This is a genomic window from Pseudomonas sp. LTJR-52, assembly GCF_003691465.1.
Classification (GTDB): domain Bacteria; phylum Pseudomonadota; class Gammaproteobacteria; order Pseudomonadales; family Pseudomonadaceae; genus Chryseomonas; species Chryseomonas luteola.
In genome coordinates, this window is the sequence record NZ_CP033105.1 from 5,166,834 (window position 1) to 5,186,201 (window position 19,368).

General features: G+C 51.0%; 16 protein-coding genes and 4 pseudogenes. 8 read left to right on the forward strand and 12 right to left on the reverse strand.

All coding sequences use genetic code 11. The features are described 5' to 3' along the window. Positions 1 to 103: 103 nt before the first annotated feature. The gene (locus tag EAW52_RS23865; protein ID WP_073450503.1) at positions 104 to 1,009 is read right to left on the reverse strand and encodes an AraC family transcriptional regulator; all 906 of its coding nucleotides are present in this window, start codon (positions 1,007 to 1,009) and stop codon (positions 104 to 106) included. Between the two features lie 99 nt (positions 1,010 to 1,108). Here EAW52_RS23865 and EAW52_RS23870 point away from each other — a divergent pair, with 99 nt between their 5' ends. After that, on the forward strand, positions 1,109 to 1,861 hold the full coding sequence (locus EAW52_RS23870) for an SDR family oxidoreductase (protein ID WP_122044346.1): 753 nt from the start codon (positions 1,109 to 1,111) through the stop codon (positions 1,859 to 1,861). Positions 1,862 to 1,991: 130 nt separating this feature from the next. Here the strand turns inward: EAW52_RS23870 and EAW52_RS26070 are convergent, their stop codons facing one another. Both EAW52_RS26070 and EAW52_RS23875 read right to left on the reverse strand, forming a co-directional pair. Beyond that, the gene (locus EAW52_RS26070) at positions 1,992 to 2,165 is read right to left on the reverse strand and encodes a hypothetical protein (protein WP_162997704.1); all 174 of its coding nucleotides are present in this window, start codon (positions 2,163 to 2,165) and stop codon (positions 1,992 to 1,994) included. Between the two features lie 137 nt (positions 2,166 to 2,302). Continuing rightward, a complete protein-coding gene (locus tag EAW52_RS23875) occupies positions 2,303 to 2,539 on the reverse strand; it encodes a hypothetical protein (RefSeq protein ID WP_122044347.1) in 237 nt (78 codons plus the stop codon). Between the two features lie 722 nt (positions 2,540 to 3,261). Between EAW52_RS23875 and EAW52_RS23885 the strand changes: the two genes are divergently transcribed. The 6 genes and pseudogenes from EAW52_RS23885 to EAW52_RS23910 all read left to right on the forward strand — a co-directional run bounded on the left by EAW52_RS23885 (position 3,262) and on the right by EAW52_RS23910 (position 8,046). Beyond that, positions 3,262 to 4,353, forward strand: coding sequence for a hypothetical protein (locus EAW52_RS23885; protein ID WP_122044348.1), 1,092 nt, complete (start codon positions 3,262 to 3,264; stop codon positions 4,351 to 4,353). A gap of 307 nt (positions 4,354 to 4,660) precedes the next feature. Continuing rightward, a complete protein-coding gene (locus EAW52_RS23890; RefSeq protein ID WP_256680676.1) occupies positions 4,661 to 4,969 on the forward strand; it encodes a DUF4326 domain-containing protein in 309 nt (102 codons plus the stop codon). 175 nt (positions 4,970 to 5,144) lie between these two features. Continuing rightward, the gene (locus tag EAW52_RS23895; RefSeq protein ID WP_122044349.1) at positions 5,145 to 6,290 is read left to right on the forward strand and encodes an RNA-guided endonuclease TnpB family protein; all 1,146 of its coding nucleotides are present in this window, start codon (positions 5,145 to 5,147) and stop codon (positions 6,288 to 6,290) included. A gap of 41 nt (positions 6,291 to 6,331) precedes the next feature. Beyond that, positions 6,332 to 6,493: pseudogene (locus EAW52_RS23900) on the forward strand (DNA-binding protein); the annotation flags it as partial. 2 nt (positions 6,494 to 6,495) lie between these two features. Beyond that, positions 6,496 to 6,624: pseudogene (locus tag EAW52_RS26290) on the forward strand (PIN domain-containing protein); the annotation flags it as partial. 477 nt (positions 6,625 to 7,101) lie between these two features. Next, the gene (locus EAW52_RS23910) at positions 7,102 to 8,046 is read left to right on the forward strand and encodes an antitoxin Xre/MbcA/ParS toxin-binding domain-containing protein (RefSeq protein ID WP_122044350.1); all 945 of its coding nucleotides are present in this window, start codon (positions 7,102 to 7,104) and stop codon (positions 8,044 to 8,046) included. Positions 8,047 to 9,393: 1,347 nt separating this feature from the next. Here the strand turns inward: EAW52_RS23910 and EAW52_RS23915 are convergent. From EAW52_RS23915 to EAW52_RS23930, 4 genes and pseudogenes are all read right to left on the reverse strand, one after another. Further along, positions 9,394 to 10,464, reverse strand: a complete 1,071-nt coding sequence (locus tag EAW52_RS23915) for a helix-turn-helix domain-containing protein (protein WP_122044351.1) — start codon at positions 10,462 to 10,464, stop codon at positions 9,394 to 9,396. A 508-nt stretch (positions 10,465 to 10,972) separates the two neighbouring features. After that, positions 10,973 to 13,333: a primary-amine oxidase gene (gene tynA, locus EAW52_RS23920; protein ID WP_122044352.1), complete on the reverse strand. Its 2,361-nt coding sequence runs from the start codon at positions 13,331 to 13,333 to the stop codon at positions 10,973 to 10,975. A 248-nt stretch (positions 13,334 to 13,581) separates the two neighbouring features. Beyond that, a pseudogene (locus EAW52_RS23925) lies at positions 13,582 to 14,565 on the reverse strand (DDE-type integrase/transposase/recombinase). A 346-nt stretch (positions 14,566 to 14,911) separates the two neighbouring features. Next, positions 14,912 to 16,387 (reverse strand): MmgE/PrpD family protein, encoded by a 1,476-nt coding sequence (locus EAW52_RS23930; RefSeq protein WP_122044353.1) that lies wholly within the window; start codon positions 16,385 to 16,387, stop codon positions 14,912 to 14,914. Positions 16,388 to 16,499: 112 nt separating this feature from the next. Here EAW52_RS23930 and EAW52_RS23935 point away from each other — a divergent pair, with 112 nt between their 5' ends. Continuing rightward, positions 16,500 to 17,429, forward strand: a complete 930-nt coding sequence (locus EAW52_RS23935) for a LysR family transcriptional regulator (RefSeq protein ID WP_218567905.1) — start codon at positions 16,500 to 16,502, stop codon at positions 17,427 to 17,429. 265 nt (positions 17,430 to 17,694) lie between these two features. On the opposite strand, the gene EAW52_RS26075 is transcribed toward EAW52_RS23935, so the two are convergent. From EAW52_RS26075 to EAW52_RS23950, 5 genes and pseudogenes are all read right to left on the reverse strand, one after another. Beyond that, positions 17,695 to 17,838 carry a hypothetical protein gene (locus tag EAW52_RS26075; RefSeq protein ID WP_162997705.1) on the reverse strand — a complete coding sequence of 48 codons (144 nt, stop codon included), beginning with the start codon at positions 17,836 to 17,838 and terminating at the stop codon, positions 17,695 to 17,697. A 232-nt stretch (positions 17,839 to 18,070) separates the two neighbouring features. Beyond that, a pseudogene (locus tag EAW52_RS26080) lies at positions 18,071 to 18,241 on the reverse strand (methyl-accepting chemotaxis protein); the annotation flags it as partial. Continuing rightward, positions 18,228 to 18,527: a hypothetical protein gene (locus tag EAW52_RS26085; protein WP_162997550.1), complete on the reverse strand. Its 300-nt coding sequence runs from the start codon at positions 18,525 to 18,527 to the stop codon at positions 18,228 to 18,230. The gene EAW52_RS26085 and the pseudogene EAW52_RS26080, both read right to left, overlap by 14 nt. A gap of 43 nt (positions 18,528 to 18,570) precedes the next feature. Further along, positions 18,571 to 18,765, reverse strand: coding sequence for a methyl-accepting chemotaxis protein (locus EAW52_RS27020; RefSeq protein WP_122044354.1), 195 nt, complete (start codon positions 18,763 to 18,765; stop codon positions 18,571 to 18,573). 110 nt (positions 18,766 to 18,875) lie between these two features. Continuing rightward, a complete protein-coding gene (locus EAW52_RS23950; RefSeq protein WP_162997707.1) occupies positions 18,876 to 19,181 on the reverse strand; it encodes a hypothetical protein in 306 nt (101 codons plus the stop codon). Between the last annotated feature and the right edge of the window lie 187 nt (positions 19,182 to 19,368).

A 19,368-nucleotide genomic window follows, 5' to 3' on the forward strand; every position in this document is an offset into this window, starting at 1 on the left:
GCGGCAAGTTATAAGCCTGGAAAGTCCTTCATTTATTAACCTTAAGGGATCACGTAGGTTGAGCAAACGCACCTAGGCTAGACGCAGCTTGCCCTGTTTAGCCTTATTTACTCAGCTCCCCTCGTGAATACCTCGCGGGGGAAAGCCCTGTATATCGGCTAAACGCAACACTGAAAGCGCTAGCTGAACTGTACCCCACCTGTTGAGCAATCTCAGTGATACTACTGTCCTGACGCTGTAGTAGCCGTTTGGCCAACGCCATACGCCACGTGAGCAGGTACGCCATAGGCGCTGTGCCAAGCGTCTGGGTAAATCGCTCGAAAAACGTCGAGCGGGAGAGTGCAGCTTCCTTAGCCAGTTGCATAACGGTCCAGGGTCTGTGTGGATGTTGATGCATTCGCCGGATTGCTACAGCCAATCGTTCGTCAGCGAGCCCTCGCAGGAGCCCAGGCGAAGCGGCTATATTCGTGGCGGAGCGCAAGGCTTCGATGAAAAGTACCTCCACCAGGTGCGCCAGGACAACATCCCGCGCTGGCCGCTTCCCATGTGCTTCTTCGGCTACCAGCTCCACCAACGTCGCCAGCCGGCGCTCACCGTGAACATGCACCCATTGCGGCAGCAATGATGCCAGCACAGCTGCATCCGGAGAATCAAATGTGCAATGGCCGACCAGTAATTGAACATCGGCTGGAACGCCAGACGTGCCAACCCGGAAGTTCTGTGATCGTAGTTCCACAGGTACGGTATAGGCGTCCTCGTCGCTCATCGGTTCAAGGCTGGCCATCGTGAAATCATACGCCGCGGGAATAAGGACAAAGTCACTGGCTTTCAGGGTAATCGTTGGATGCCCTGTCACTGACAACCTGCATTCTCCTTCAAATACTGCACAGTAGAACGGTTGGCCATTGTCCGTTCGGCAAACGCGCCATGCTCCAGCACCGCTGATAACCTTGGATAAAGCGGCGCGGGGTTGCAGCAGGGTTACCACCTCGGTGAGCGGGTCAGACATTCGGACTCCTGCAAAAGATTTCCGGATTTATAGGGATTTAAGGTCCGGGCAGAACAGCTTATTGTTCCACTCCTGTCAATCACCTGATGGAAGCTACACATGAAAACCGTACTGATTACTGGTTGCTCTTCCGGTTTTGGCCTGGCCACTGCTCATTATTTTCTTGAGCGGAACTGGAAGGTCATTGCAACTATGCGCACTCCGGAAAAAAGCCCTTTTTCAGCGTCAAAAAACATTCGTGTACTTGCCTTGGATGTAACGGACCCGGTCAGTATTCAACAGGCGATTGAGGCCGCAGGGCCGATAGATGTGTTGGTCAATAATGCGGGGGTTGGCTTACTGGGCGCCCTTGAAGGAAGCTCAATGGACGTCATCCGCAGTATCTTCGAAACCAATACCCTTGGCACCATAGCGATGACTCAAGCCGTGCTACCGCAATTCCGACAGCGTCGAGAAGGCGTTATCATCAACGTCACCTCCTGCGTAACGACCATGTCATTACCGCTGCTAAGCGTGTATACGGCAAGCAAGGCAGCAGTGAATGCATTCACCGAGTCTCTAGCACTCGAGCTTGAACCGTTCAACGTGCGGGTGCGTCTTGTGCTTCCAGGCCGCGCACCTGAGACTGATTTTGGCAAGAACGCCCAGCCCCGAATGCAAGACAGTATTCCTGCTGCCTATGCCGACCTGGCGCAGCAGGTCTTTGCTGAATGGTCACAATCGACCTTGATAACTAAAGCCCAGGACGTTGCCGAGGCGGTATGGTGTGCGGCAAACGATCCGGCTTCACCCATGCGCATTATGGCCGGTGAGGATGCCGTTGCCCTGATGAGCGAGCAGGTGTGCTCATGATCAACCTGCTTTTTCAGGCTGGTATGCACCATAGCCTGCGCTGATGTGTCAGTTCAGGTCATGGCTACAGGTAGACTCCTCCGAAGTCAGGAGCACCTCTTTCAAGCACAACGCCTCGCGCTCTACCTGCTCATGTGATGCCACTGCTCCAGGCCACGACCGGATCCCAACCTTGCTCGATCAGCGCGGTGATAGCCTGCACAGCCCCCTCGATCTTCTGCTCCAGTGAGCGCTCGGGCAGCTGGACTGCAACCTCACTTTGAGGGAAGGTAAAGGTGTCTTGTGTTGGTTGGAAGGCGGTCACCGCGGGCTCCTGGCCGTGTCCGATAACTCCACCTTGCCCTACGAATCCGCTGATGAAAGTCCACTCAGACCAATAAAGCTGGCTACGAAAAAGCGGCTATTTTCAGTAAATCAGGATGTATATGCTGTATATCTAATCTACTTGCGCTTGTTCAAATCCCACAGTCCAAACCAGAGTACAGCCTGTGCCGACAGGCCAATGGTGAGAATGAAAAGCGCAACGGTCATGACCTTCCAGTAGCCCATGGCGTAGCCAAAGCAGGCTACTGCAGCGGCCAGTATTCCTATCAAGAGAGGAATGCGTCTAAGCCAGCGGGTTTCGTGCTGTACCTGGGCGTCAAGCATGGCGATAAACGTGTCCCTGTCTTCCTGCATGGTGTGTCCTTGCTTTCCTTTGCGGAGGTGCCTCTGTGCACTATAGACACACCAAATTCAAATACTGTTGCAGCACGGATATTCACTTGCATCGCACGTTTGGATGTTAGCGTCGATAAGAGTCAGCAAATTGCGTGCGATGTATGCCTCTCCAATCGTGTGAGTATTGGGGAGTTGACCTGAAAACAGGTCAAACAGACGAATGTAATTTCTGCCGTGATGAAGGCCCTTTGATTGAACTATACGGCGGCCTTGATACTGAAGCCTACCAGCTGATCGAGGTGAAGCGTCGCCACTGGGGCTGATGCTCGCTTTAATCCTGTAACGACTGCCGCTTGATATCAGCAAGGCGACCTCCAAGCTACTCAAGAGGTCTGCAGCCATGTTCGATATGGATGAGGCGTTGATCATGAGTGCGGGATAGAAACTGGCGATCTGGCAGGCTTGTTTTTCAATGGAGAGCAGCGGTCCGAAATCACGGCACTAACAGGCAGCAGGGCGCAAATAGCGTCTACCGGCTTCCCCAAGACAGACGTTGCCGCACTTGTCATCTATCTGGAGTGAAAGGTCATTTCCAAAACATCCACTATGCTTTAAGCCACCGCCATGTCTGGATGACGGTCCCGGCAGACGTTTACAAAAGCGAGGTCAGGCTGCGTGAGTGCCGGTGCTCCTCTTGGTCGAAAAGTTCGGCTTATCTATGAGCATTTAGGGAGTTTTCTATGAAACATTCAGCACTTTCGATAGGGATAACGTTGCTATTGGCCTCCGTTGCTATTCACGCAGATAACAACATTGCAGAGCAATATCAGGATGGGACAGGGCTTAAGTCATCACTTACCCAGACAGGATCGGACAACTATTCCTTGCAGCGTCAGGAAGGGGGCCGATATGACACCATCGAGACAAGTCAGGTGGGCACCGGAAACCGGGCGACTGCGCTTCAGAATGGGTTTGGAGAAGGGAACATACAAATCGATCAAAATGGAGCAGCCAATCAGGCAATGGTTCAGCAACAGCCAGGCAGTGAAAGCTACACGGCTGCTAATGGTGGGTCTATCAGCCAGGCAGGTAGTGGAAACCTGTCGGAGGTGACTCAAGGCGGAATCCAGAATTACGCGCAAAGCCTGCAATCTGGAGATAACAATGAACATACTGTCATGCAGGACGGTTACCTGAATTACGCAAGCCTTGCCTCTTACGGAGATAATAATAGGATCTCGGTATCGACACTCCCAAATACCCTGCCAATGGGTAACAGCGTAGACGCCATTCAGGTTGGTAACGCTAATACAGCTGTTGTGGAGCAAAGTGGTACAGGTGCGTACATCAGGACAAGACAGGAAGGTAACGGTAATACTGTTGAAGCGCTTCAACGAAATGAAAGTGACAGTTTGGCTCCTGATGCCATTGTCTCCATATACGGCAGTGATAACCGACTTACTATCGATCAGAATGGCGCATCCCGTATGGAGGCTTACCTGGATGGGAACTCCAATAGCGTAAACGTTCGGCAGGAGCGTCAACAGACAGGTTCGGCATCTAGTCTGTTAACGGATGTCATTGGCTCAAATAACAGCATCGATGTCTCTCAGGTCAGCAATGAACTTAGCCTCCCAAGCAGGATGACCATTACCCAGCGTGGTGATGAGCTTGACGTTACCGCCCGCCAGGACAATACAAGCAGCGGTAACCTTGAGGTGTTTCAGAGCGGGTCGCTGGGGGTTGCCACTGTGCAGCAGAGCGGTATTTATAACGAGGCCAGGCTCGTCCAGAACGGTATGGCAAATAGCGCAAGTATCACGCAGCAATAAAGTGGTTTGCGCTCCAGCCTTATCACTAACCGTGCAAAGGCAATGACCTAACAGAAGGCTGGCTTCATTCGCCACCCGTCTGCCTTGGCAGGCGGGTGCTGATGAAAACATGGGGTTTACCAGAAATGAACTTTTGATCTGGACTATTGCGGCTATCAGGCACGCACCCAGCAAACCGAGCCGAACAGTTGAATGGGAGCACATTGTGCCTGCCTGGATAGTCGACCATACCCGCCACTACTGCACCGAGCATTATACCTTGGGTAGTGGTGTTCATCTGGAGCTAATGGCTGATGATCACGAATAAATGGCCTGCACGCATTCAGCTACGTCGCACCAAGGGCTCGCGCTTACCGGAGGGTGCTGTACGTGTTGCCAGGCCGGGCAAGTGGGGAAACCCTTTAGTGTTGCCGAGCATGGTCGTGAGCAGGCCATAGCGCTGTTTTCAGCGTATCTGGATCAGCAGCTGGCGGCGGGTGCCCTTGATATAACGGAGCTGCGTGGCAAGGTTCTGGCCTGTTGGTGTCGCCTGGGCGAACCCTGCCATGCAGATGTTCTGATCAGAAGGGCGAATAGGAAAGGCCTTTTGGTAAAGCGAGATATGGATACGGTCTGACTGGGCGTGTTGACATTAGAAACACTCGTTTGCTGCCTTCCGTCATCAGTTTTGCGCGAGATACCCCGTACTTCTAGTGCGGGGAGGGATAGCGCGGCGCGCAAAGCGTGCCCTTTTATCGCTTCCTGCTGATGACCAATTTCTATCTCGCATCAAGTTTTGTATGTTGTAAGGCATGACTAAACGCGCCTACCAATACCGGTTCTACCCAACGCTTGAACAAGCAGAGCTGCTTGCAAAGACGTTTGGCTGCGTGCGTTTGGTCTATAACACCCTGCTGCGCTGGCGCACCGATGCGTTCCATAAGGAACAGCAGAAAATCGGCTACTCTGCGGCTAGTGCCTATCTGACCGCACTCAAGAAACAGCCGGAACTGGCGTTCCTGAATGAAGTTTCCTGCGTCCCTCTTCAACAGTCCCTGCGCCACCAGCAGACTGCGTTCAAGAACTTTTTTGAAGGAAGGACCAAGTACCCGGCATTCAAGAAAAAGCGAAACCATCAGTCGGCAGAGTTTACGGCATCAGCATTCAAGTATCAGGATGGCAAATTATACTTGGCCAAGAGCAGCGAGCCTCTGAATATCCGCTGGAGTCGTGCCCTGCCGTCTGCCCCTTCTACCGTGACGGTTTCCAGAGACGCAGCTGGACGCTACTTCGTCTCGTGCCTGTGTGAATTCGAACCTCAAGCCTTGCCCGTCACGCCGAAAATGGTCGGTATCGATATGGGCTTGAAAGACCTGTTTGTACCCTCCGAAGGCGAGCCGGTTGCCAATGCTCGCCATACCGCTAAATATGCCTCCCGGCTGGCATTGGCGCAGCGCCGCCTGAGCCGTAAAAAGCTCGGCTCTGCCAATCGAGCCAGGGCCCGCCAGAAGGTTGCGCGTATTTACGCCAGGATCGCTGATTGCCGACTCGACGGCTTGCACAAGCTGTCACGCAGACTAATCAACGAAAACCAAGTGGTCTGTGTCGAAACTCTTGTGGTAAAGAACATGATCAGAAATCCCAGACTGAGCAAAGCCATCGCCGACGCGGGTTGGGGTGAACTGGTCCGTCAGCTGCAATACAAGGGCGCCTGGGCAGGCAGGCAAGTGGTTGCCATAGACCGCTGGTTTCCCAGCTCAAAGCGTTGTTCTGGCTGTGGGTTTGTAATGGACCTGATGCCGCTTAGTGTCCGCTCTTGGGTTTGCCTTCAATGCAAGGCAGAACATGACCGCGACGTGAATGCCGCACTTAATATCAAAGCGGCCGGGCTGGCCGTGTTAGCCCTTGGAGCGAATGTAAGCGGCACAGGTCAAGTGCCTGTGTCCTGTTCGCAGTGAATTGGGAATCCCCGTCCTTCCGGGCGGGGAGCAGTCAATTAGTCAAGCTGCATGAAGAGGGCGTCTTAGCCTATCATCGGACCGGCAAGCACCGTAGGGTGAGGTTTGCCGACTTGATGCACTACAAGGAAACACGTGAGCGTGCCAGTGAGCAGGCGATGGCCGAACTTGCCCAGCAGTCCCAAGAGCTAGGCATGGGTTAAGAATGAGGCATTCCCCCTTTACAGCTGTTTACGACGCATGTGCTTTGTACCCGGCGCCACTTCGAGATTTACTTATGTGGCTAGGTTTGTCTGGCCAGTTTCGGGCCCGAAGGAGCCATGCGACTCATAAACGCCAGTTAGACAGAGATCGACAAGGTGACAGCCAACCTGGCCGCCGCTGGCTATGGACCATAGGATATGCAGCTGGCCAGCGAGCGTCTGCAGCGCTTCGCCCATTTACTGACACAGGTTTGACCAGAAGTAGCCGCTGCTAAAGGTAAAATTTTGGTGTGTCTCATCATGAGACGCCCTAACGCTTAATAGCGATGAAAACTTCATTAGGCCTTATTTAGAGGTCGAAGCATCTAGCTGGACTTTAACAGTACGTTATGCCACCAGATTGACCATAGCGGGGGATTTCTCTAATTGAGCGCTGCCTTCGTTGGCAGTCCGAGGCCCTAAATAGTCCCTAAAAAGTCCTTGTATTCTGTAATCAGAATGGCATAATCAGTTTAACAACTAACCCTCATGATCGGTGTGGCTTGACCATCTGATTTGAGGGGGAAAAAGCCGGCTTTAGCCGGTTTTTTCGTTTATGGAGTATGAACATGCCGGGATTGCTTCCTCCCTCAGGGCCTCTACGTACTCGGGTTTATGTTGATGGCTATAATTTTTATTATGGCTGCCTGAAGGGTACGGCTTATAAGTGGCTTGACCTGCTTGCCCTTTTCGAAAAGCAAATCTTGCCGTCTGCTTTGCTCAAGAATGAGTCTGGTAACACACCTTACGGCTCTCTTCTTGTTAACCCAGGCCTTAAATTTTTTACCGCCAAAATTCTTGAAAAGGTTGCCAAGACGCCAGACTCTGTTTCTTCTCAGGCCAGATATCACACAGCCCTGGCGAAATACTATAAGGGGAGGGTAGAGGTAATAGAAGGCTACTATGCAGTCAACAAGATGAAGGTTCGTATTGTTGATGCCGAAAATCCTGATCAGCCTCCTCGGGACTGCCAAGAAATCCAGGCCTGGAAAGTAGAAGAGAAGCAGAGCGATGTGAATCTTGCGCTTCATGCCTACCACGATGCACTGACAGGCGTCATTGACCATGCGGTTATTGTCACCAATGACACGGATATTGTCCCTGCCTTAAGAATGATCCGAGAACATACCGACGTAAAGATAGGAGTCGTCGTTCCTACTTCGGATCATCAGCGAATCCCCAATACGAGTCTGGCAGAGCTAGCGCACTGGGTCAGAACTCATATTACGCATGCGGAGCTGGCAACGTGCCAGTTACCTCGGGTCATTCAAGGCCGTAGACCTACCATCAAGCCTGAGTCATGGTATGCCCGTCCTGACCTGTTACGGCAGGTATTGAATTTGGCCATTCCAATCAGGGGAGGTGAAGGCAATGCGTTTAAGTGGTTGAACAGTCCTAATGAATACCTAGACGGAAATTGCCCGATAGATCTGGTAGATACTGAAGAAGGGGCTAAACAGGTCTTAGATTACATTTACGGCTGGATTGCCCAGCAGAATGAAAAGCTCCATTAGGGCTCATTCTCAGGGTAAAAATGTATGGTACAGATCTTTATCTAACCGGTATTTATGGCTCAAGTTTTACACTTCTCGTCACAACTACGTACGCTATACGAGCAGAACGCAGACTTAGCAGTACTGGGCTGCGGATTGAGTAAATTACAACCTTAACCGGCAGGGTAAATTTCAAAAGCGGTCATTAAATGGCGTAAGCAAGACTTGGTAAAAGATCTGCCTACAGGGCTACGAGAGAGATACTCCATTTCCTTGGCCCTGACTGAAAGAGCTGCTGTCATTGGCTTTGGCAGAAGACCTTATTGATTGAATACAACGTTAGGCACACCCTCAACGCTTGACTCTAAGACTTTCGCGCGAAGCTTGCTCCAGTTCTACCAGCGACACGGCATCAGCACTCCGCTACGCTCGGCTGAGCCGGTACGTAAGAAGACCTTCAACTGCTACCCGTTGGGTTGTTTGCATATTGCAGAAAGACGAGCCTATCTTCTCGTGGCGACTGATCGCACCTCAGCGTTTGCCTATGCCGAACTGCAGAGCAAATGATGCTTAATAGTAGACAGCTTTCTGGAAACCACTCTTAAAACGTTACACTTTAAGGTACATACGGTTCTGGCCGGGTTTGTCAGGAAGATCGGTACAGAAAGCTACCGCGCATCATCCTTTCGATGCATCAGCCACTAGCACGACATTGAGCATCGGCTAACCAAGCCCGTCCATCCCTGAACCAATAGCTAGGTTAAGCGTATGAACCGCACGATCAAGCAAGCCCTTTCACTTTGCCTCGCTTAAACAGCTACAGAATCATACAAAGGATTAACTGTGGGCCTACAACAGAGCGCGTCCGTTAGGTTCCTTGAAAGGACAAACACCCATTGGCTTTATCCTCCACCAATGGCATAAGCGACCACCGCTCTTCTTCACCGACCCTAACCCCTCTTTCTGATACCTAACACCTGCATAAGGCTGCCCTTGCTTAACGATGCGGTCCTGAGGCTCGCCGTGGCGCGTTATGGTAAGCCACTCGGTGCCAGCTACGGATGATCAAGGCTGCGCAGCCCATTGAATAGCGAGCCGTGGAACTCACCGCATAAAGTCGCTTCGGCGCAAAATGAAATATTGTGCTCGGTCCATCGGGTCAGGTTTGAGCTATCGGGCATCCGATAATGTGCATCGCCTTATAAATCTTTAGATAAGTGCGCAGCGGCATAAAGGATTTGTGGTAGCCATAAGCAGCCCCCAGAGCATGCTGGTCGCTTGGACAAGATCCTGGAGCGCAGCCTGATGCTAAGCTGATGGACGTTTTCCTCCTCCGGGATCTCGATGATAAGGATCATGCGCAGGAGTTCAACGTGTAGACAGGGTTGTGGGCTTTATGCGTGATTTAGCTTCTAGCTGTATGCTTTTCGACCTAACGGCAGATGGGTCGACGTACCGTTTATCGCGCGGAAATAAATGTCCAGTCGTAGGAGCTTCGCCTTCAGGCGAGGAGGACGCCAATTTTGGATACCCATGCCGTCCATGCGAAGGCTTTTCAGCGAATAACTTTTGATAGGACCGCGTGAAATAGCTGGAATGCTCAAAACCCCATTGCGCTGCAATCTCTCCAACTTTCTGTTCAGGCGAGTGAAGCAGGGCGCGGCGGGCTGCATTTAATCTAATAGATCGTAAATAGTGAATAGGCGTTACGCCTGTTACTGTCTGAAAGCTGTATTGCAAGGTGCGTCTGGATACCTTCAAGCGCTGGCATAAATCACTTACCATTAGCACTGCTGTGGGATCGTTCATCAGCAACTCATGGCTGCGCCGCACAATGTACTGTCGGGTACTCAGCGTGGGGAAATAATGGTTATTTCTGTCTAGATCCTCTAGCAAGCTGGCCACTGTATTTATCGCGCGTTGCTTGAAAATTATCTGCCAATCCTGTGTTTGATGGCTCCGTTGAGCCATATCGAGCAAGCCGAGTAACGCTTGGCGAGCAAAGACAAGTTGTGATGGAAACATAAGATGTTTATCCGCGAGGGTAGAGCGGCAGCGGCTGAATACTTCTTCGTCCAGTAGATGAGTGAATTCATTGCAGGGGATAGAGAGGCAGATGATATCCATCCCGGCTGGCGTTACGATATAGAAATCGTCCTGTGTGGGCAGCAGACTGAGTTCGCTATCCGGAGTCTCTTCAATATATTTGGTTTTCGGCCATGCCAGCCGGAGCAAAACAGTGAAATTATCTTTAGGCAGGCGAATCCGCTGTACGACAGATTGGTTCAAGGTTTCCCGAAACAAGCGCAGTCCACCTAATTCGGTTAACCACAAACTGCCTTCAACGTTGCCGCAACTGAGTTGGTCATAACGTTGTTCCCAATCTGGCAGGCGACTGGCCTGCTCCATGAGGTTGCGCGATTGAAAATAGTGCTGCATCGGGGGGCATACCAGAATCGATATATGGAGAGGGCCGGGCTAACGGCAGGATTTCCAACATGTCGAGCAATTTGTATGCCTTTTGGATACTGCTTGACCGTTTTGCTGTTAAAAGCGTTTAGAGTTGTAATCTAGACCGGGCCTGGCGAGGCATGCTGAATTAGAGCGGCGATCTAAAAAAAGGCCGCAACATATAGCGAGGCGGATTCGTGACAACCCGCTAGGTTACCTTTACTAAAGGTAAACGGCTTCAGGTCCGTGTTATTAGCGTTGAAAAGAGGCGCTTGGACTTGCACTATTGCTTTCAGAAAGAACCGTTTCGTCCTAAAGCTGAACATGAAGCTGAAGAACGAAACGGTTTATCGAGGTGGTCAGGTTAGTAGAGCAGAGATTTATGTGGCAGGACCTTCCCTTTAGAAGCGACCTGTCTTTGCTAATCAAGGCTTTATTTATATTTTCGTAGACAAGAAGACCACTGATACATAGCCCTCTCGTCTAGACTATTCTCTTACAATTCCCTTGCAGTTTTACGCTCAGACTCTGGCGTAACGTTTTGCTTGGGCATTTCATGTACATCTACAGAGGGAATATCTGAGTTCAGATTCAATGTAGGTGTTTCGTCAAAAAAATTCCATGGCTTGAGTAAAACATGCACCCACTCCGTTGGCATGATGGGCCATTCTTCTGCGCGTGCCACATGTGTAGTGCCGGTGGTCAGCCAGACCACATTGTCGCTGTCCTTGATGGACTGACTGTCCTGCGTGAACTGCCCCAGACCAGTATCCTTGTTGGAGCGGTTAGGATACTTGCCTTCAGGATACTTTTCTTCAGGACTATAGCGGGTTACCCAGAGTTGCTTATCCATAAAGCTGAGTCGGTTGTAGAGCCATTCACTTCTGGCAAAGTTTGCACCTTTTGCGATAGGGTGCGTGCCGCCGGCGTAGGGAATCAATTGATAGGAGACTGGATTTCCTACCTTGTTCTCCTTGCCGAAATTAGTCAGCAATCGGATGGTGGCAGGATCAAATTTTTGTGCGGCCTGCTGCTCTGTATCAATCACTTTTTCGGTTGTTTGCATCGTACTGGTACGCGGGCCACTGCGGTCGTTAGTGGCAATGACTGGGTCTACTTCCACAAGTGAATTTTTCTCGCCATCCACGTCTAAGTCGAGACGGAAATTATAGATATGCTGATGCGTAGTGCCGACAATGTTATGATCCAGTAGGGTGCCGTAACGGGTATCTTCCTTGGCAGTGGCATCATGCATGCTACTTGATTTCACACCTTTAACGGCCTCAATTCCCGTCGCGCCGGCATCAATACCGATAGTACCGTTTTGCTGGAAGACCCAGTCAAAGATGTAATCATAGTTGCCTACGGTACTGATCCAGCGGACTACCAGTTCACGCCGCTCGGCACTAACGTTAGTTTTGCCCATTTCCTGATGCTTGTACTCAGGGCCTGCATAGCGCTCGAAAATGGCTATCGCATGCGGGATCTTCATGGGAGCACCAGTATAATCTGCAATAGTTGCATCTAGCAGAACCGCATTCCCTGGAGCATCTTTGCCCCTAGCAATTGGCGACGTAAGCGTACCCATCCCATATTCGCCGGAGTCCAGATAAGCCTTAAAGTACCAGCCGACATCGGGATCGCCATAGGGCACAATCATGCCGCCCAGGGAGCCTTCGTACATGATTTTGCGCTTGGTGCCTTTATCGTTGTATGTCACCGTAGACAAGATCGGACCGACGCGTGAGTCCAGGCGAAGATGAAAATCCCAGTTCTGCCAGTGGATACTGTTACCTGTAATCGTATAGTTCTTGCCTTCTGGCTCGATAATTTCCAGGGGTTTTACGGACACTGCTTTACGGCCACGACCGTCGATAGGTGTCTGTCTCATCGGTACAGGAATAACGCCCTGATCCTCTACCTTTAAAATCTTTGTTTGCTCCAGATCGGCGATAGCCACTAGGTTTTCAATTGGATGGGCCCAGTAATTACCATCCCCTACATCAAGGTAACTTACGATCTTGAGTAGGCGCTTATCCTGGGTCAGGCCGTCCTTGCCGTCGAAATAGCCTACCGTTAACGGAGTAGCCACTACTTTGGAGACATCCATAATGCCGCGCTTGGCCAAGGCTTGGGCATACTCGGGGCTATTTTGCACGATGCCTTGTACGGCAGTAAAATCATCCAACAGAACCATGCCATGGGCGCCTTCGATTGGCCTCCAAGCCAGCAATTCTCTCGCTTTCAGATCAACGCGGCCTTCGATGACATGCTTTCCATCAAGTATGGTGATGTTAGCCTCACGAGGCTCAGCTACAGGCGTACCTGTATAAACGAAGTTCCAGACCTGGGTTTTTTCCGGCTCGTGCAGCGTGACTTCAGTGAAACGCATGCCCGGCTTATAATTACCTGAGGCCTTAAGCACATCCACGGCCGCTTTGATCTCTTCAGACGTGAGTGGGTTAAGCGGATGTGGCCGCGTTTCAACTTGAAAGGTCTTGTCCAGTCCGGATTGGAAAACTTCGTTGATAAAGTCCTTGGACATATAGGCCGTCTGCCCTTTAAAGACGACCGGCACGTCTAGCTCAAAACGCTTGCCGTTGAGCTGCGCAACGTTGTTGTTTGGCTTGACCTTGACGAAAGCTCCATCCTTGGCAATTACGAACACACCAGCATAGTCATCCCATTTCACCGTAGCGCCGAAGGCTTCCAGAGTCGACTGTAGTGGTACCATTTCCGCGTGGCCGCCATGAGCGCTGGCCTGCGACAACCAGCCGAGACCGAAAGCGCCCAACGAGATGGCCAGGGCCAAAGGGGTCAAGGCTTTTTTTATGGGTAAGACTTTGACTATGGGCATGGTTAGTGCTCCTATCGAATGGTCTAGAGACTCGATTTGCTCGGGTGTCTGGACTGTAGAGCAGGTTTTGAAACGGGCAGTAACACAAATTGGCAATTGATTAGGCTAAGCCATACCTGCATAAACCTACCGGGTGGCTTAGGTCAGATTCGATGCATCAATAAATAGTGTTGGGGGACAGCGGAGGTTTAGTCGGAAAACCCTGGCGCGCTTCTGTGAGCTGGGTATAGTGATGATTCTGCAGACGGTTACAAAATCGCTGAAAACTTCTGATCTAACTTGGCAACTCTACGGCGTATACGTGGATCATGAAGGACTGAATGTAATCGAACAAATTCGAAAGCTAGTAGTTGGTAATAGTGAACTGGCTGCCTCTATCAAAATGTAGAATCACTGATCCTCTACCTTGGCGTTGCCAAATCGCCATTTCCACCTCCCGAATCACCCTCGGTCGATCCTGACGGTGATACATCGACCAGCCAACCGCTTGCTGAACAGATCGAGCACTGCACGCAGAAATAACTTGCCCTCAAGCGAGGCAATCCCTGTAGTGTCCGTGACCCATTTCCACTCAGGTTCCAAGGCACTGAAGTCCCATTCCATCAGGTCACTTATGTATGCCGTGCGACCAATGGAGGCACGACCAAGACCATGCTTCTTCCGGTGCAGCCAGCCCTGAATTTGCTAGGCGGTCATCAGCCGAACCAAACGATTCAGGCTAATGGTTTCACCTTCATGGAACAGGTCTTCGTGCATACATGACGAGACGATCACGCCACGACTGTCGTCCTGAAACTTGCGAATGCGCTTTTCCAGACACGCATTCTCTTGAGCACGTGGATTAGGTTCACGATCCTTCCAGGCGTAATAGCTGCCGGGAGAGCCTTCAGGCAGCGGGGCATCAGCCGTACCGGGTATCTCATTGAGACAGCACGTGATTACCGTGTACCGCTTGATAATTCCTTGAAAAGTACGCTACCGCATCTCTTAAAAAATCGCATTCCTTGCTCACCCGAGCTAGCTTACGTTTGAGACGGGAAAGCTCTTCATCTGCGGACCTCCTGAACCAAGGAAAGCTTAACCTGAACTGGATTGCGCTTCTCGAACCCAGCGATTGAGCAGGTTCGCAGCAATACCATCCTCCTGGCCTGTCTGCTAGCCACTAGCACTTGAGCGACGTACCGGCTAGACAGCTCCCCCTTGAATTCGGAACTGTATTTCTTGTGTTTCATGAACGCTTCTTGAACTCGACATAGAGCTTACTCCAAAGGGTCCGTAGAGTCGGGGTAGAACCCCATCGTATAATCTGATGAGAGCGTACTATTTGGTCGGTGTGGCGCTGTCATTACAAGCTAATGGTTCCAAGCCTAACCTACGGTAACCTAGCATATTAATAATGTTGGTCTTTTTTTAATAGTATCTCTTTATAGTAACAAAGCTGGACGCAGCTTTATTAAAAGCAGTACTAAGCGCCACGTTAACTTTGCCTTAGTTTAGCTGGCGTAGATGCAGTGGGTCAGAGTCAGCAATGGGGGTTATTAGAGCCCGGCACTTTAGCATGCCGGGCTTACGAACTGGTTATGCCTTTACCTGCGCCGCTTTAGCCAGCGTAGCTGCGTTATCAAGACTTTCTATTTTCCAGCATGCCTCCATCAGCTTGTACGCCTGGTTGTCAGACAATATGCCTTTACTCAAATCAAGAAACTTGGCCTCCAATTGTTGGTTGCTCATAGGTACTTCAAGACTACCAATTGCATGTTCAATAAATTTGTGCAGCGTGCGGCCATCCTTTAGCGTAATAGTCATATCGACCTGAGCTGGTTTGATAGTAGGGTCAATGTTTGCAATAACCCGGTCCCGGAGCGCCATAACGGCTGGATCTTTTACCGCCCGGTCACTATATTGTCGCTCCCCTGCAGCACCTTCAATTAGTGCGACGGCTACAGAGTGGTAAACGCTGAATTTACCTTCCAAGCCAATCTGCGGAGTTTTTTTTCCGGTCAGTTCAAGCACAAGGGGATGCACCCGAAGATCAATCCGTTCGATCTGGTCCGCTACCAAATGGTGTTCATTGCGAAGTTGAATAGCTGCATCGATAGCTGGATGGATCACAATGCCACAGGCAAAGGGCTTATAAGTGTTCAGTGCTGCCTCATAGCGCTGGCCAAGGTCTTTAGTGATTTCCTGATAGTCTTGCTTGGTACTGATCGTGTTGGCCCACCCCCGTTTGGCTTCGATCATACCGTCGGAGCTGGTATAATTCTTCGATGCAAGTATCGCTGCAAACAAACCATTGCTAGCCGCGCGTCCTGGGTTGAAGCTCTTGTTCATCGAGCCAAAAGACTCTCTGAGGCCAACGGGCTGGGAGGCAGCAAGACCCAACGCCCATACCATTTGTTGTTCTGTCAGCCCCATAAGCTTGCCTGCTGCAGCCGCGGCACCAAATACGCCTGCCGTCCCGGTTATATGCCAGCCAACATCGTAATGGTTCGGATAAACAGCATTACCAATGCGACATTCCGTTTCTACACCGAGGATAAGCGCATTCAGGAAATCCTTTCCCGTGACAGGATGATATTCCGACAGAGCCAGGATCGCCGATACAACAGGACCTGCCGGATGAATGATGGTTTTCAGGTGCGTGTCATCAAAATCAAAGATGTGACTGCTTACACCGTTGATGAATGCTGTATTCATGATATCAAAGCGCTCTGCCCGGCCCAGCAAGCTGGCCTGCGGTGGACCCGAGAAAGGGCTCAGCGCAGCAATAGCACACTCTACCGTTTCGTGATGAGATCCCCCTACAGCTACCCCGACCCAGTTCAGCAATGTACGAACGCCCTCCTTGCGAACCTGCTCAGGTAAGTCTTCATAACGTGCGTTTACGATGTATTGTGCCAGGGTATGGGTGACGCCCGCAGAGGAGGGCGTTACGGGCGCTTTTTGCTGTTCCACTTGAGCAGCTCTGGCTGACTGATAGAGCGCAGGAGAAACCGCTGCAATGGATGCAAGAGTGCTGACTTTCAAAAGAACGCGGCGATTAATAGGAATCATGCGGGTGGGCTCCTGTGATTGTAATTATTCAGTCGCATGGAACGATGCGTTGCTGACCATCATGCATGGCGGGCATTGCTATGTAGATTGCAAAATTTCGTAGGATTAATGCATGGCACACATGAATTTTGAATTGGGAGACTTGCGTGCTTTCGTGGCTATTGCTGAACGCGGGAGCTTTCGTGATGCGGCGTTGGATATTCACCTTTCCCAGCCAGCACTCTCCAGGCGGATTGCAAAGCTGGAAAACGCATTAGGCGTACGACTGCTTGAACGCACAACGCGCCGTGTTGACCTTACGGCCGTTGGGCGTGACTTTGCCCGTAAAGCACGCGATGTGTTAAATAATCTGGACGAGTCACTGTTGGGCATGGGCGAAGTTGCAGAACGAATGAGAGGGGAGGTGACTATCGCATGTGTTCCCTCTGCAGTACGCTATTTTCTGCCAGAGGTTTTACAGGAGTACCATCGTCAATATCCTCGCATCATGATCCGTATTACGGACGAGGGAGCGAGCGATGTACTGTCGAGCGTCGTTCGAGGTGAAGTTGACTTTGGCGTGAATTACATTGGTGCTCAGGAGCCAGCCGTTGAGTTTCAGCCTGTCTTAAGAGAGCCCTTTGTGGCTGCATGCCGCAGAGATCATCCATTAGCCACGCGTAAGTGCGTCACGTGGGCTGAGCTTGGACAGTACGATTACATGGCTGTAGCCAAGGCCAGCGGAAACCGCTTTTTGCTGGACCTTGCACTGGCCGAGACGGCTAATACACCTCGTTCGTTTTGTGAGGTACGGCATATAATGACAGTGGTTAGTCTGGTAGAAGCAGGTTTAGGTATTGCCGTCGTGCCTAGATTAGCTATGCCGCTTGATGATCATCCAACCTTGATCAGTATTCCTTTAGAAGAGCCTGCCGCTACCCGTACTGTGGGGTTAGTTCGCCGTCGGGGCCGTATTCTTACGCCAGCGGCTCAGCAGCTTTACGACATGATTGTCATGTCAAGACATGCAGGGAATGCGAAAACTCAATTGCCCCCAGAGTAGCATTTTTACCTTAAGCAACAGTGGCTTTACCCGTTGCCTATTTCAAAATCTAGCCACCTGATTTAGCAAGTGGCTGTGTTCTTCCTCGCTTTGGGTGATCAGAGTTATCAGCAGGAGTTCAAGCGTATATGCAGGGCTAGGCATTAAGCGTGATCCTGATATGCCCCTACGCTCTTCCACCTGACGGCTCAGCCAGCATAGAAAACTGGGAATATCACACAAGGAGCAACTGGCCTGCTTGACCAATTGCCCCTTTCATACAAGCTTATACCTTGAATGTGGCGATCATGCGCTGCAAGTTAACGCCCAGGCGAGCCAGTTCAGCAGTAGGAGCCGTGGCCTGCTGAGTAGCAGAGTCAGACCGTTCGGCCACGTCCCGTACGCTGATAATGCTGCAATTAATTTGCACCGCAACAGAGCTCTACTCTTCTACGGCTGCTGCGATCTAATGGTTGAGCTACGGGATATCAGAAACGGTTCGGTAGATATTGTCCAATGCAGGCTTTGCACCCTTTACCAGCGCCATAGTTCTCTTGAGCACGCTCACGACTGGAGTTCATCATGTTTCCGGCCGTGCTAGCTCCATCTTGCAGAGCGGTAATTAAGGTCACAGATTTCTCCTCGGTTGCCCCTTGTGTTCACTGAGCTAGAGAACGCACCTCATTAACTACTATAGCCACTACCGCAAATTTGCGACCCTGTGCACCTGCACGTGCTGCTTCGATGGCAGCGTTAAGAGCAAGAAGGTTGGTCTGCTCAACAATCGACTTAATCACGTCAGTAGCACTGCCAATCTGGCTACTGGATGACGCATTTAGACGCTTCATCTTCACCCAATGCTTGAACTTCCTTGGCCGTTATGGAGATTTCAGCAGCACGTTTCACAGTCTGGTTGCCTTTTCGAGTCGTGGCCTCTGGAAGGCTGGCAGCAGAGGACGCCGTAGCAGTGATATGGTCAACATCTTGTGCAGTCGCTGTCAGCTCATTCATGGCGGTAGCGACCTGATCGATCTCGCTGCGCTGCTGATGGACATGGCACTGCTCTGCTCGCTGACTGCCGAAAGCTCTCGGCAGCGCCAGTGATTTGAGTAATAACACTCGCAACGCCGCTGACGAGTTGTCGTAACTGCTCGGTCATGCCCTATATGCTACTCTGCACCTGGCCCAGCTCGTCATGCCGGTTAACCCGTATCGTGTCTGTCAGATCGCCTCCAGCAATACGCTTTACCATGACCATCGTCTCATGCAAGAGCACTGTTATCTGGCGGGTAACTAAATAGGCTGCAAATAATCTGATCACAAGCGAAACAACAACCACAGCCAAAGGCGTAGTCATTACAGCCGAGCGTTTATCATTTTTATCCAGCCAGCAGCTTATCCATTAATTGCAGCAGCTTTTTGACCCTAGCTAGTCAATTCAGCTACGTTGCCTTTAGCCTTGTGGTCTTACTCGACAATAGACTGAAAGAACTGGCGATAACGGGTAATGTCTCCAATTGCGTTGCCTATGCGTTCGGCTGTGACGCCATCCATACGAGGCTGACTGGCTACTAGGTCTTGCGATAATGTATCTCTTGCTTTAAGAACTGCAGCGGCTTTGGTGCCGTCGGACTGACCCATGAAGCGGCGGATAGCCAGGCGTACCCTATCTATCTGAGCCTCGCTCTTGAGCGGGCTTACGCTTGCAGAGCTATTTTTGGTAAAGGCACTTTCAAACAGCTGGTCAATCGTAGCCATAACATTGTCGGACAACTTAGTAACTCCCGTTGAGCAGCCGCGCTATTTTCATTCGCCTTAAGAGGCGCCTCGAAGATAGTTTGGTAGTGCTGCGTTTCCTGATGAATGTCTTTTAACATCACGATATTAAAGGGGAATGTAAGTACCTTTACCCCATTGACCGCGGCGCTATCAAAGGCGGTTAGCCAGCTTTTCTGATTTT